The sequence below is a fragment of the Pelagicoccus mobilis genome (genome assembly GCF_016595505.1).
GTDB classification, from domain to species: Bacteria; Verrucomicrobiota; Verrucomicrobiia; order Opitutales; family Opitutaceae; genus Pelagicoccus; species Pelagicoccus mobilis.
On record NZ_JAENIL010000023.1, the window covers coordinates 1 to 11,884 of the forward strand.

The window sequence follows — 11,884 nt, forward strand, 5'->3', positions numbered from 1 at the left end:
GGGGCCAGTCGAATTCGAGTTGCTGGAGGTTGCGGGTTTGGGCTTCGGGATCGAGGAAGCGGACGCCTAGTCCGAGGAGGCGGATGGGGTCTGAGCGGCGTTGGTAGGACTCGGCGAGCAGGTCTTGGAAACTATCGAGCTTGAAGGGGAGGCCGCTGCGTTCGATGGAGCTGCGGGTGAAGTCGGAGTACTTGCATTTGACGAAGAGCTTGCTGATGGGGCGGTCGCTTTTGAAACGGGCGAGGTCTCCGGTGAGTTCGTGGAAGATCTCGGCTGCGTGCTCTTGGCGCTCTTCGATTGAAGTGAGGTCGGTGGCGTAGGTGCGTTCGCAGCTCATCGACTTTCGTATTCGGTTCGATACTACTGGACGAAAATCGATGCCGCGGCTGAGCTCGTAGAGTTCGGTGCCGAATTTTCCGAAATGTTGTTGTAGCTCCAGCTTTTGTTTTGCCTGGATGTCGCCGCAGGTGTGGATGTCGAAGGATGCAAGGCGGGCGGCGGATTTTTTGCCGACTCCCCAGATCTTGGATACGGGGAGATCTTTCATGAAGTCGTTGATCTGGTCCGGCTTTACTTCGAACTGGCCATTTGGTTTGCGCCAGTCGCTGGCTATCTTGGCGAGCATCTTGTTGGGGGCGATGCCTGCGGATGCGGTGAGCCCGGTGGTGTGGCGGATGCGACGGCGGATTTCTTTGGCGATGGCTGACGCGGGGCGGTTGTGGTGGCTGACGTCGAGGTAGGCTTCGTCGAGGGAAAGGGGTTCGATGAGGTCGGTGTAGTCGTTGAAGATTTCGCGGATTCGCTGGCTCTCGTGTTTGTAGACCGCGGAGCGTACGGGCATGACGATGAGGTGGGGGCAGCGTTGCTTGGCCTGGAAGGTGGGCATGGCGGAGTGGATGCCGAACTCGCGTGCCTTGTAGTTGCAGGTGGTGAGCACTCCGCGTCGACTGCTGCGACCGCCGACTGCGACGGGTTCGCCTCGGAGCTCGGGGTGGTCGCGCACCTCGATGGCTGCGTAGAAGCAGTCCATGTCGATGTGGATAATTTTTCGAGACGGACTCATGAATCGATGCCTTCAGGTACTCGCTGCATTTCGGCTGAAAATTCGTTTGCCCGCTTTACCGTACCTTCCCAAGCGCAGCTCAAGTCGCAGCCCGAATTTTGAGCTCGAAGTTAAGCTGCGTCTTTTTCGACCGCGATTCATGAGACCGACTCTGTTTGGATGGTGGGTTATAGGGGAAGTTATGAAGTATTTGGAAGGAAGTGCGAAAGGTTGCCCTTTGTGAAATTTATGGCTCTTAGTTTGGGAATGTCGCTGGCTTTATCGAAGACGAAACTCTCTTACTTTCGAAAATTTCTGCAGAAAAAAATGCGGGAACAGGAGGGGCTATTTTTTATCGAGGGTTGGCATCTTCTGGATGAAGCGATGAAGAGCGGGCGTCGACTGCAGGCGTTGATCTTTGATCCGGAGGCTCGTCGAGAGGCGTCGGAGGCGGCTGTCTTGGAGGAGGCTTCTCGGCTGGCTGATGAGGTCTTTGAAGGGACAGGGGGGCAGCTTGCTCAGCTGTCGGACACGAAGGCGTCCCAAGGGGTGATGGCTTTGGTCGAGCGAGCGAGTTGCGGACTCGATGATTTGCTGGAGAAGCTTCCTTTGTCCGGGGAGGTGCGGCTTGTTTTGTTGGACGAGCTGGGAGATCCGGGGAATTGCGGGGCGATTGTGCGAGCGTGCGACTGGTTTGGGTTGGATGGGGTTGTCTTTGGGAAAGGCTGCGCGGAGCTGGAGAACGGCAAGACGGTTCGTTCGACGATGGGGGGGCTTTTTCATTTGCCGGTGGCGGTTGGCGCGGATTTGTCCGATACGGTGGGGCGACTGCGGGAGTTGGGAGTTGGGGTGTTTACGACGGAGTTGGATGAGACGGCTCGGTCGTTGAGCGAATTCGAGTTTCCGGAGCGTTGCGCGATCGTGATCGGGAACGAGGCGCGTGGGGTGTCGGAGGAGGTTTCCCGGATGGCGGATGGGAAGTTGTTTGCTCCTCGGTTTGGCAAGGGCGAGTCGCTGAATGCTGCGTCTGCGGCATCGGTGTTTTTGGCGAAGTGGCGGATTTAGGATTGTTGTTTTCTAGGTGGCGCTTTGGATGGGCCGCTTATGGAATGGATTTCTGATATTGATGAGGCTTTGGCGAAACGTGGCGCTGAAGGAAAGCGACTTCTTGCAATCTTCAAAGGCAATGGCGACTGGTGCAAATGGTGCAACGCGTTGGACGAAGTTCTCAAGGAGAGTGACGCCTTGGAAAAGTATTTGGAATCTGAGGACATTCTTGGAGCGAAGATTTTGATCGCTCGCAAGTCGGAGGATGAGACTGGAGTGCGTGAGCGTTTTGGCATCACGGGAATTCCGTTTCTGGTTTTCTACTCCGCGGAAGGCGATGTGGAGGGTACGACTGAGTTCATCGACGACGGCGATGCTTCGAGCTACGTGAAGTGGATCGAGAGTGTCGATTCGAGCGCGTTTTAGTTGCCCCGCTAGCTAGAGAATTTGAAAAGCCCGGACCTTTGAGAGGTTCGGGCTTTGTTTTTGTTTTTATGCGTGGCGCTTCGAGCTAGCGACCTTAGATGGATGGATGATCCTGCAATGGTGACGCGGGCTATAGCACGGCGCTACGGTAGAGCTAGTTGAGCTTGATGGATCGGATGGTCTTCTCGTGTTGGACGACGATGTGGCTTTTTTCGATGCGGATGATTCTTGCTCCGCTGACGGTGTCGCCGACTTTTCGAATTTTTCCGTTGATGCTGGCGAGGGGGCGATCGGCGTTGTAGAAAATGCCAGCGAGCTCGATGTTCGGGAAGGCGTCTTTGGTATCGGGAAGCTTTGGTTTGGGGAGTGGTTTGGGAGCGGCGGGCTCGGGTAGCTCCTCGGTTGGCTCAGGCGTTTTGACTTCTGCTGTCGTGACAGGCGGCTCTTCTTTCGTTTCGGGTTCCGGTGGGCTTGGTTGCTCTTGGGAGGCGAAGATTTCGTTTAGGGCGTCTTCGGTGCGGTTCATCCCGGAGAGCTCCTTTGCCTTCTCGATGCTTGCTGCTAGGTTCGACTCTTGTGGTGACGGTTCGTCGTTGATGATTTCTTGTTCCGCTTGAGGTTCGATCGTATTCAAGGCGTAGATACCGAAGCCAGCGAGGGCGATGCATGCCGCGAGCGCGACGAGAGGCGTTTTGCTCTTGGGTCTCTCGGGAGCCTTGTAGGGTGTTTCGGTGGCGTTGCTGGATGCAGCCTTTGCTGGAGCGGCCTCTGCTTCTTTGGCTTCTGTTGACTCCGCGGCAGGGGCGTTTTCGGTATTAGGCGAGGGTTCGTTGGATTTAAGGCTGAGTCCGGATTTGCTTTTGGAGGTGGGCTTTTTGCCCGAGGAAACTGCGAGCCATGTGTCCCAGGAGTCGGCCTTTCCGAGGTCGGCGAGGAACTCTTCGTTTGCGGTTGCTCCTGGATGCTCCGGATTTTGGCGCTGGTGGACGATGGCGTTTGCGATGTGTACCGCGGCGAGGGCGGAGAAGCTTTTGCCAAAAGAGTTGATGGGCTCGTGGTGGAGGGCGACGGCCTCGGTGAGGTTGGCTGGCATGCCCCAACGGGCGAGCAGGTAAGCTCCTGTTTCGGCGTGGTTGCAGCCGATGATTTGGTCTTCGGCTTCACGGAGGGAAATTGACTGGTCGCTGGCGAGCTTGCGGGCTTCCTCGAATTGTTCGGGGACGGAGTTGAGCAGCACGAGTTTTCCGATGTCGTGCATGAGGCCGGCGGAGTAGGCTTCTTCGGCCGCTTTGTTGCTGCTGTTTTCGTGAGCTGAAATGCGGCGGGCTGCAACTGCCACGGACATGCTGTGGTGCCAAAGCTGGTCGGTAATGGCTCTGTGCTCAGGGGAGGTCCCCATTTTGTTGAAAACCTGGATCGCGAGGACGAGGTTTTTGACGCAGTTGGTGCCTAGGATGTTAACGGCTTGGGAGATGTCGGAAATCTTCTCGTCGTAGCCGTAGTAGGAAGAGTTTACGGTTTGGAGAATTTTTGCGGATATGGCTAGATCGCCTGCTATGGCGTTTGCGATATCTTCGGCGGAGGACTCTTTGGAGTTTAGGACGTTGACGACCTTCAGGTAAATGGAAGGCACGCTGGGGAATTCGCCCATTTTAGCGACGATCTCTTTTATGCGATCGTTGCCGAGCCAGCTGTCGATGGCGACGCAGCGTTGGATTTCGCTGATGAGTCGGTTGGCAGGGCAGGGGCTTGGGAGGTATTGGAAGGAGGATCCGAAGGTGCTCTCGAGCTTGGGCTTATCTGCTTCGGTGGCGGTGATGAAGAGCTGGGCGTCGGGGGCGATGTCCTCGAAGTTGGTGAGGATCTCTGCTCCGTGGCCGTCGTTTGCGGAGAGGGCGGCGATCACGACGTCGGGTTTGTGCTCGCGTGCGGCGGCGAGTCCTTGGTCGGCGGACTGGATACAGTCGAGGGTCCAGGTCGAGGACTTGGGGGCGAGGGCTTCTTGGTAGGCGGCGAGGGCCTTAGGGTCTTCGTCGATGATGAGGATTCGAGTCGTCATGGGGAAGAATCTGGTGGAGTTGCTTGAGCAAGAGTTGGTTGAGCCAGGAGCGGCTTGTTCTGGTTTTGAACGGTTTGATTTCAGCGAGCTTGAGAAAGGGGCTTCTATTTGGCTTTGACTGGAGTCTAGTACTCAGGCGTGAGGGGTGATTTTCGAAAAATGGGTTTGGAATTGGTGAGTTGGCTTCCAGCGTGTTCGTGATGTCGGGCGTTTATCAGTACGAAGGGTTAGAGGCGGAGCTTTATGACAGCTTGGACGAGCTGAGCGATTTTGAGGACTTGGATTTTTTCAAGTGGTTTGTGGATGCGGTTCCTGGACCTGTGCTGGACTTGGGGTGTGGCACGGGGCGTTTGTTGTTTCCGCTTGTTGAAAGTGGATACGAGGTGACGGGGCTTGATGGCTCTCAGGCGATGTTGGATCTTTGCGCTCGTCGTTTAGAGGGCGAGGGGCTTGAGGCGGAACTCGTGAAGGGGGACATGCGGGCCTTTGATTTGGGGGAGGGCAGGTTTGGCTCTATCTTGATTCCAGGATTTAGCATCCAGATGCTGCTGGAGGATGACGAACTTTCCGACTGCTTGGCTTGTTGCAGAAAGCATCTCGCGGAAGGCGGGCAATTGATCGTGCCGACTCACATGCCTTGGGAAATGATTTGGGATGGGCGAAGCGAGAGCCCGCTTGAGGAGCGCAAGTCGGTTGAGTTGAAAGGGGGCGCTATTCGTTTGGTGGCGTATCAGGGGTGGCAGCTTGATGCGACGGCGCAGCGCTTGAGGCTTTTCAATCGGTACGAGAGGAGGGATCGCTCCGGAGCGTTGCTAGCCAGTGAGGAAAAGGAGATGACGATCCGCTGGCACTTGCCGCATGACATGATGCAGTTGCTCGGGGAGGCGGGATTCGGGGATGTGTCGGTGTACGGGGATTTTTGTTTCGAGCCTCCGGAGGCGGAGAGTGATTCGATCGTGTATTTGGCGAGGTGTTAGGGGCTGTATTTGCTCCGTTGATACTGATCGGGATGAAAAGAATGCGGCGTGCCGGGGTGCTCTGCGGCTTCGGCTCTTGCGATGCGGCGTTGACGGCGTTGACGGCGAGCGTCGACCCTACAAATAATTTCAAACAGCATCTTCGCCGCTATTTAGCGATAAACAAAAAAAAGGCCATGCTGGAAACCAGCACGACCTTGCGGAAATTTAACTAACTCGGTTAAGCTTAGGTAGATGGAGCTGCCTTAGACTCGAACTGACCTTCAGCTGTGAACGTGTAAACGTCGTCGAGCTGTGGGTGAGTCATGGTGAAGTCACCATTGATAGTGAGGTTAGCATTGCCGATCGTGTAGCCCTTGCCGATTTGGCGAACGTACTCTTCGAGCTCTGTGCCGAGTGTACCGTCAGAAGTGTCGTAACCGTGAGCGATTGTTGTCACGTTGTTCTCGAGCATGTACTGCTGTGCTGCAGAAGCGAGCTGACGAGCGTCATTGTAGAGAGCAGATTGACGAGAGTCAGTACGAACCTTCTGGAAGGCTGGGATAGCCATCGCAGCCAAGAGGCCGATGATGACAACAACGATCATGATTTCGACGAGTGTAAAACCCTTCTTTGATGTGTTCTTACGCATAATGTATTTTTCCTAAGTTTGATGTTCTATGATGAATATGGATACGAACACATTGGAAAACGGCCGGTCTGAAAGGGCTCTTTAACACTTTGGCTTCCTTTGGAGTGAAATTTTGGAACAAGTTCTGTGTTTACGTTTTTTTTAGAAATAACCCGTTGTGTTTTTGTGTAAGTCACGCTCCCAATAGAGCCTACAGCCTATTTCTCATGAGTAAGTTTTTCGTATCCATTTTCCTAATTCACTTATCGCTCGCTTTAGCGTGGGCGGAAGGGGAGGAAATCCAGGTGATTCTCGACAATGGAGATCGGCTAACGGGGGAACTTATTTCTCAGAACGAGAGCGAGATTCGCATGAGGGTCGGGTACTTGGGGGAGGTGACTTTGCCTCGTGCTCGCGTGGAAACGTTGGAGCGACTCGGGGGCGTTGTAGCGAAGAACGATGCGGAGCCAAAGCCAGAAGCCTCTCCTAATATTAAAGAAGGGGAGGACGAGAAGAAGGCGGTGGTAGCCGAAGGCGGCGCTCAAAAGACGGAAAAGCAGGCGCCGGCCAAGCCGGCACCTCAGAAGGTGGCTCCGGAGAAGGTGCTTGCGGCCAAGGGAAAGCAGGCTGTCGAAAAGGGGGAGCCGAAGAAAGGCGAGGCGGCGGAGCAAGCTCCTGAGGAGAAGAAGCGAAAGGGTGTCGCTGGCTGGCTAGCGAAGTTGGAGGACGGGCTCGACGTGATGCCGAAGTGGAAGAAGAACATGCAGTTTGGGTACAACTCGGCGAGTGGGCGGAAGGACTTTTCCACGCTGAACTATCGCTTGGACATGTCGCGTAAGTACGAGAAGAGCCGGTTGAACTTTAATGCCGACTACGCCTACGGGGATTCCGATGGTTCGACGAATCTGGACAAGTATTCGGTCAAGTTTCGTTGGCGGAAGGACATTTCGCCGGGAGCGTTCTATGAGTCGCAGTCGATTTATTCCGCGGACCAGATCAAATCGATCTTCTCGAATTTCGAGCAGAAGCTGGGTTTGGGAACGCGTTTTCTGGATTCGAAGACGACGGTGTTGTCTGCCGGTTTGGGCGCGAGCGGTCGTTGGCGTGAGCTGAAAAAGGGCCGGGATAGCGATTCGCTGGTGAGCGTTTTCCAGGATTGGGACTACAAGCTTTCCGAGAAGGTGAGACTGAAGCAGGACTTCAAGTTCGCGATGCCGCTGGATGACACGGAGGAGTACGAAATCGACTTTGCCGCGTCGTTGCGGACCGACGTGACGGACGCGATCAATTTGTCGCTACGCTTCCAGTTTGGATATGACAATTCTCTGCCGGAAGATAGCAAGGAAGACCGCCGCTTGATTAGCGCGCTCGGCTATAAGTTCTAATTGGGAGCTGTTGCGATCGGCAAGTGGGCTTGATCGCTGGAAAGCGTTAGCTTCCGAGCAGCTTTTCGACGTCGACAGGTATGGCGTCCTTCCAGAGCGCTTCGAGCTTGTAGGTTTCGCGTGTCTCTTCTGAGAAGAGGTGGATCATGATATCGAACGCGTCTACGACGGCCCATCCGCTGAAGTCGCCTTCGTCCACGCCGATTATTTTTACGTTGTGGTCCTTGAGCGCTTTATCGAGTTCGCGGCGTAGGGCCTTGAGGTGAGGCTCGGCGAGTCCGGATGCCAGCACGAGGTAGTTCGTGATGGTGGAGGTTTCGCGCACGTCGAGGGCGACCAGATTCTCCGCCTTGGCGTCGTCCAAGGTCTTGCAGCAAAGGGCGAGTAGCTCTTCGCCTTTCAGTTCTTCTTTTGATTCGGTGCTCATGCGTGTGGTCCTCTAAAGGTAGAGATTTTCGGCCTTGATGTAAGCAAAGACATTCGCTGGCAAGAAGTACTTGGCGGATTGTCCGCTTTTGAGGCGCTCTCGGATTTCGGTGGAGCTGATGTCGAGCTGGCGAAGTTTTCCTCTTTTTATGCGAGTATGGGATGGGAGTTCGGGGGAGGCGGTGCTCTTGAAGCCGGGGCGTTCGAAGGCGATGAAGGTGACTTGCTCGGAGAGTTTTTCGATGTCTCTCCATAGGTGTAGTTGAGCTATTTGGTCTGCGCCTAAGATCCAATGGAGGTCTGCGTCGGGGAAGTCTTGCTTGAGTGTCGCGGCGGTGCGGACGGAATAGCTGGTTGACTCGAAGCGGTAGTCTGCGTCTGAAGCCAGAAAGCGAGGTTCCTCCTCAGTTGCCTTTTCTACCATCTGCATGCGTTGAGCAGGGGAGGCGTCGGGCGACTTGGACTTGAGTGGGGCTTGGAAGGCGGGAACGAAGAGGACGCGATCGAGGCTGAACTGCTCGCAAGCGTCGAGGGCGATGATTAGGTGCCCGTTGTGGATCGGGTCGAAACTCCCGCCGATGATACCGATCTTTTGACTCACGGTGGGAAGGAGGTTGGGGTGGGCAGGACTTGTCAATAGCAGGTTGAGGGGGAGGGGGCTAGGCCTTCTCAAGTCCGATTGGCGCGAGCAACTCTCTTAATCTCTGCAGGGCTCGTTTCTCTCGCTGGAAAACTTGTTGGCGGGAGATTCCGGTTTGTTGGGCGACTTGAGCGAGGGAAAGCGGGGCGGAGCTGTCGCCTAGTCCGAAGCGGTGTTGGATTACCTCGCGTTGTTTCTCGGTGAGTTCGGAAAGAGCGCTCGTGATGGCGTCGCATTCGTCGCTGATTGTGGCGAGGTGGTTGGGGTGGCTTGCGGAACGGGTGTGGGGTTCTGGACTGGCGTCCGCTGGTGGTGAGGGTTGATCCAGCCGGATCGTCTTGGACTGGGTTGCGTGTGTGAGGTTCGGGTTTGGGGTGTCGGAACGAAGCGTTTTTGAAATTTCGTTGATGGGGGCCGTCACTGGGAACTGTTCCCGCATGAGGAAGTTTTTGACTCGCCGCTCGACCCAATGGCGAGCGTAAGAAGCGAAGTTTTCCTCGGGGTCGATCCTGTCGATCGCGTCTAGGAGGGCCAGTCGAGCTTCTTGGAGAGCATCTTCCTGCAGGCTGGATTGGCTGCAGATCCGGGCGACGCATCGGGCGGGTAAGCTGTAGTGGTGGGCGAAAAGCTCGTTTTGCGAAGACTTGTACTGCTCGTAGCGAGCGCTTAGTCGGAGGCGTACAGAGGAGCAGAACTGCTCCCATCGCTTGTCGCCAAGTCGGTTCAGAGAGGGATTGGGCGAGTGGGAGGTGTAGCCGCAGAGGCGAGCGAGGCGATTGGTTTCTGCGTAGCCGAGGGTGGGAGGTGAACTTGCGATTAGGTGGCGGATGACTTGGTATTTCCGCTCGATCGGGAGGCTTCTGAGGGCTGTGGCCTGAGAAACGCCTTGCCTGCCTGCTGCGATGTCGAAATGGGCGAGAGAGTGGACGATGGCTGTTTGCCAGGTGGGTAGAGCCAGAGTCCAGTCGAGGGCGGAGCGAAAGCGAGCGATACTCAATGCGTCTTTGACTGAGGCAGTATCTTGCTGACGGACGGTGTCTGGGATTGATTCTTTCACTCGGGGGAGAAGGGGCTGAGGTAAGGTCGCGCGGTTCGGGGCTTCAATCAAGGGCTCTCTCCCCGAAGAGGTCGTGAAAAATAGCTCAGCCTAAGCTTGTTTTCCTGCGGCAAGTCTGCTGCATTTCCGAACTTTCCCTTTCGCATGCCCTGGTGGCGGAATTGGTAGACGCAGCGGACTTAAAATCCGCTGTCCGCAAGGACGTGTGGGTTCGAGTCCCACCCTGGGCACCACTCTTTGAATTGAGAGATAGGAATGCAGAATGGTGAAGTTTGCGAAAGCGGGGTTCGATGGAGCGAAGGGGAGATGGGACGCCGCGGACTGTTTTAGCGAGCGAAAGTTGGAGCGGGGGCGCAGAGGCCGTCTGTTTGGCGGAATTATTGTAAAAACGGTCCTCGGATCAGGCGATTTGTAACGCAGATATTGCTATGAATCTATTAAATACAAAGTTGTATGTAATTTTTGCTCTTTTCCACTTGTTGTCTGTTCCTCCCTTTGCAGGATGAGCGGCGACAATGCTGCTTGAAGTAAAAGATCTGAAAATCCGCTTCAATAGCCGCCACTCTAAAGTGCAGGCGGTTAAGGGGATTTCCTTTTCTTTGGATCGCGGAAAGACTTTGGCAATCGTGGGGGAAAGTGGAAGTGGCAAGAGCGTCACTTCGATGTCGCTTTCTCGTCTTTTGCCGCCGCCTCCCAAGTGTGAAGTGGAAGGCGCTGCTTATCTTGACGGCGTCGATTTGTTTGGATTGAGCGAACGGGAGCTGCGCAAGGTGCGGGGCAAGCGAATCGCCTATGTTTTTCAGGAGCCTTCTACCTCGCTGAATCCGTATTTCACGGTTGGGGCTCAGATAGAAGAGGCTCTTAAGTTTCACCGCGATGACGTTTCCGACCTGAAAGCTGAAACGGTGGAGCTGTTGAAGAAGGTTGGAATTCGGGATGCGGAAAAGCGTTACGGCGATTATCCGCACCAGATGAGCGGAGGCATGAAGCAGCGTGTGGTGATCGCCATGGCTTTGGCTTGCCAGCCGGACATTCTCGTGGCGGACGAACCGACTACCGCTTTGGATGTGACGATCGAGGCTCAAATTATGGAGCTGCTGCAGGAGTTGCGAGAGCGCGAGGGGATGGCGATCATTTTGATTACCCATAATTTCGGGATCGTGGATGGTTTCGCGGATGAGGTGGCGGTTATGTATCGGGGCAACATCGTGGAGCATGGCGAGACGGAGAAAGTGCTTTCCGCGCCGCAGCATGAATACACGAAGGCGTTGATCCGTTGCATTCCGTTGCTGGGGATGAAGAGGGAGCGTTTGCCGGTGGTGGATTATGCCGCGATAGCGGAAGAAGAGGAGGCGGCTTCGTGAGTGGAGAGTCTCCATTGCTCCGTGTTTCCAACCTGGACGTGAGCTACCCGACGAGCTCTGGTGGAATCTTCAAGGGTCCTGGTAAGTTTCGGGCGGTGAAAGGGGCTAGCTTTTCTGTGAAAAGAGGGCAGACTGTCGGTCTCGTGGGCGAAAGCGGTAGCGGTAAGAGCACTATCGGAAAGGCGATTCTGAAGCTGATCCCATCCGAGTCCGGAAAGATTGAATACGACGGGACGGAGATTACTTCTCTAAGCGAAGGTGAGTTTCTTCCGTTTCGGAAGCGTATTCAGACCATTTTTCAAGACCCTTACGCTTCGCTCAATCCACGCCTCACGGTGGGGGCGATCGTAGCGGAGCCGTTGGTTGTTCATGAGCCCTCTTTGAGCAGGGGGGACCGGGATGCCCGGGTGGCTGAGCTGCTTGAGAAGGTCGGTTTGCCGAGCGATGCGATGCGGCGTTATCCGCACCAGTTTAGCGGAGGGCAACGTCAGCGGATTGGCATTGCTCGAGCTTTGAGTTCTCGTCCGGAGTTTATCATTTGCGACGAATGCGTGAGCGCCCTCGATGTGAGTGTGCAGGCCCAGATCGTGAACCTTCTGCAAGACCTGCAGGACGAGTATGGAATTACCTATCTTTTTATCGCCCACGATCTAGCGGTCGTTGAGCATATGAGCCACGAGGTCGTGGTCATGCAAAATGGCGAAATAGTGGAGCAGGGGACTGCTGAAGAAATTTATCGTGACCCAAAAACTGAATACGCCCGAAGGCTCTTAGCTGCCGTTCCGACGATGCCTAGCATTCAGACGGTTTAGGAGTTTAGAGTGTAAGCTTGGAGAAAGCACTGACAGGCC

At 55.3% G+C, this 11,884-nt stretch carries 12 protein-coding genes and 1 tRNA gene; 7 read left to right on the forward strand and 6 right to left on the reverse strand.

Annotation, left to right across the window (positions count from 1 at the left end):
* On the reverse strand, nucleotides 1-1,063 hold a 1,063-nt coding region (dinB, locus tag JIN87_RS13195), incomplete at its 3' end, for a DNA polymerase IV (RefSeq protein ID WP_200356041.1).
* 246 nt (nucleotides 1,064-1,309) lie between these two features.
* Here dinB and JIN87_RS13200 point away from each other — a divergent pair.
* Nucleotides 1,310-2,107 (forward strand): TrmH family RNA methyltransferase, encoded by a 798-nt coding sequence (locus JIN87_RS13200; protein WP_378924011.1) that lies wholly within the window; start codon nucleotides 1,310-1,312, stop codon nucleotides 2,105-2,107.
* 39 nt (nucleotides 2,108-2,146) lie between these two features.
* The gene (locus JIN87_RS13205) at nucleotides 2,147-2,515 is read left to right on the forward strand and encodes a thioredoxin fold domain-containing protein (protein ID WP_200356043.1); all 369 of its coding nucleotides are present in this window, start codon (nucleotides 2,147-2,149) and stop codon (nucleotides 2,513-2,515) included.
* A 154-nt stretch (nucleotides 2,516-2,669) separates the two neighbouring features.
* On the opposite strand, the gene JIN87_RS13210 is transcribed toward JIN87_RS13205, so the two are convergent.
* Nucleotides 2,670-4,574, reverse strand: coding sequence for an HDOD domain-containing protein (locus JIN87_RS13210; RefSeq protein ID WP_200356044.1), 1,905 nt, complete (start codon nucleotides 4,572-4,574; stop codon nucleotides 2,670-2,672).
* 179 nt (nucleotides 4,575-4,753) lie between these two features.
* Between JIN87_RS13210 and JIN87_RS13215 the strand changes: the two genes are divergently transcribed.
* On the forward strand, nucleotides 4,754-5,551 hold the full coding sequence (locus JIN87_RS13215) for a class I SAM-dependent methyltransferase (RefSeq protein WP_200356045.1): 798 nt from the start codon (nucleotides 4,754-4,756) through the stop codon (nucleotides 5,549-5,551).
* A 226-nt stretch (nucleotides 5,552-5,777) separates the two neighbouring features.
* On the opposite strand, the gene JIN87_RS28795 is transcribed toward JIN87_RS13215, so the two are convergent.
* Nucleotides 5,778-6,182 (reverse strand): prepilin-type N-terminal cleavage/methylation domain-containing protein, encoded by a 405-nt coding sequence (locus JIN87_RS28795; RefSeq protein ID WP_200356046.1) that lies wholly within the window; start codon nucleotides 6,180-6,182, stop codon nucleotides 5,778-5,780.
* A 206-nt stretch (nucleotides 6,183-6,388) separates the two neighbouring features.
* On the opposite strand from JIN87_RS28795, the gene JIN87_RS13225 reads away from it, so the two are divergent.
* Nucleotides 6,389-7,546 carry a DUF481 domain-containing protein gene (locus JIN87_RS13225; RefSeq protein ID WP_200356047.1) on the forward strand — a complete coding sequence of 386 codons (1,158 nt, stop codon included), beginning with the start codon at nucleotides 6,389-6,391 and terminating at the stop codon, nucleotides 7,544-7,546.
* Between the two features lie 46 nt (nucleotides 7,547-7,592).
* Here JIN87_RS13225 and rsfS read toward each other — a convergent pair whose 3' ends face one another.
* The 3 genes from rsfS to JIN87_RS13240 are packed head-to-tail and all read right to left on the reverse strand — an operon-like array spanning nucleotide 7,593 to nucleotide 9,669.
* Nucleotides 7,593-7,973 (reverse strand): ribosome silencing factor, encoded by a 381-nt coding sequence (gene rsfS / locus JIN87_RS13230; protein WP_200356048.1) that lies wholly within the window; start codon nucleotides 7,971-7,973, stop codon nucleotides 7,593-7,595.
* A gap of 12 nt (nucleotides 7,974-7,985) precedes the next feature.
* Nucleotides 7,986-8,573, reverse strand: a complete 588-nt coding sequence (nadD, locus tag JIN87_RS13235) for a nicotinate-nucleotide adenylyltransferase (protein WP_200356049.1) — start codon at nucleotides 8,571-8,573, stop codon at nucleotides 7,986-7,988.
* Nucleotides 8,574-8,631: 58 nt separating this feature from the next.
* Complete coding sequence (locus tag JIN87_RS13240) at nucleotides 8,632-9,669, reverse strand: sigma-70 family RNA polymerase sigma factor (RefSeq protein WP_200356050.1); 1,038 nt, start codon at nucleotides 9,667-9,669, stop codon at nucleotides 8,632-8,634.
* 146 nt (nucleotides 9,670-9,815) lie between these two features.
* On the opposite strand from JIN87_RS13240, the gene JIN87_RS13245 reads away from it, so the two are divergent.
* The 3 genes from JIN87_RS13245 to JIN87_RS13255 all read left to right on the forward strand — a co-directional run bounded on the left by JIN87_RS13245 (nucleotide 9,816) and on the right by JIN87_RS13255 (nucleotide 11,845).
* Nucleotides 9,816-9,902 (forward strand) — tRNA-Leu (locus JIN87_RS13245).
* 282 nt (nucleotides 9,903-10,184) lie between these two features.
* Nucleotides 10,185-11,033 (forward strand): ABC transporter ATP-binding protein, encoded by an 849-nt coding sequence (locus JIN87_RS13250; protein ID WP_200356051.1) that lies wholly within the window; start codon nucleotides 10,185-10,187, stop codon nucleotides 11,031-11,033.
* The gene (locus JIN87_RS13255; protein WP_200356052.1) at nucleotides 11,030-11,845 is read left to right on the forward strand and encodes an ATP-binding cassette domain-containing protein; all 816 of its coding nucleotides are present in this window, start codon (nucleotides 11,030-11,032) and stop codon (nucleotides 11,843-11,845) included. Before JIN87_RS13250 ends, JIN87_RS13255 begins: the two co-directional genes overlap by 4 nt.
* The last annotated feature ends 39 nt before the right edge of the window (nucleotides 11,846-11,884 follow it).

Excerpts from the sequence above, each read along its gene's own strand:
- rsfS (WP_200356048.1), bottom strand. The coding sequence starts at position 7,973 with ATGAGCACCGAATCAAAAGAAGAACTGAAAGGCGAAGAGCTACTCGCC.
- JIN87_RS28795 (WP_200356046.1), bottom strand. The coding sequence starts at position 6,182 with ATGCGTAAGAACACATCAAAGAAGGGTTTTACACTCGTCGAAATCATG.
- JIN87_RS13205 (WP_200356043.1), top strand. The coding sequence starts at position 2,147 with ATGGAATGGATTTCTGATATTGATGAGGCTTTGGCGAAACGTGGCGCT.
- JIN87_RS13210 (WP_200356044.1), bottom strand. The coding sequence starts at position 4,574 with ATGACGACTCGAATCCTCATCATCGACGAAGACCCTAAGGCCCTCGCC.
- JIN87_RS13200 (WP_378924011.1), top strand. The coding sequence starts at position 1,310 with ATGTCGCTGGCTTTATCGAAGACGAAACTCTCTTACTTTCGAAAATTT.
- JIN87_RS13250 (WP_200356051.1), top strand. The coding sequence starts at position 10,185 with ATGCTGCTTGAAGTAAAAGATCTGAAAATCCGCTTCAATAGCCGCCAC.
- JIN87_RS13225 (WP_200356047.1), top strand. The coding sequence starts at position 6,389 with ATGAGTAAGTTTTTCGTATCCATTTTCCTAATTCACTTATCGCTCGCT.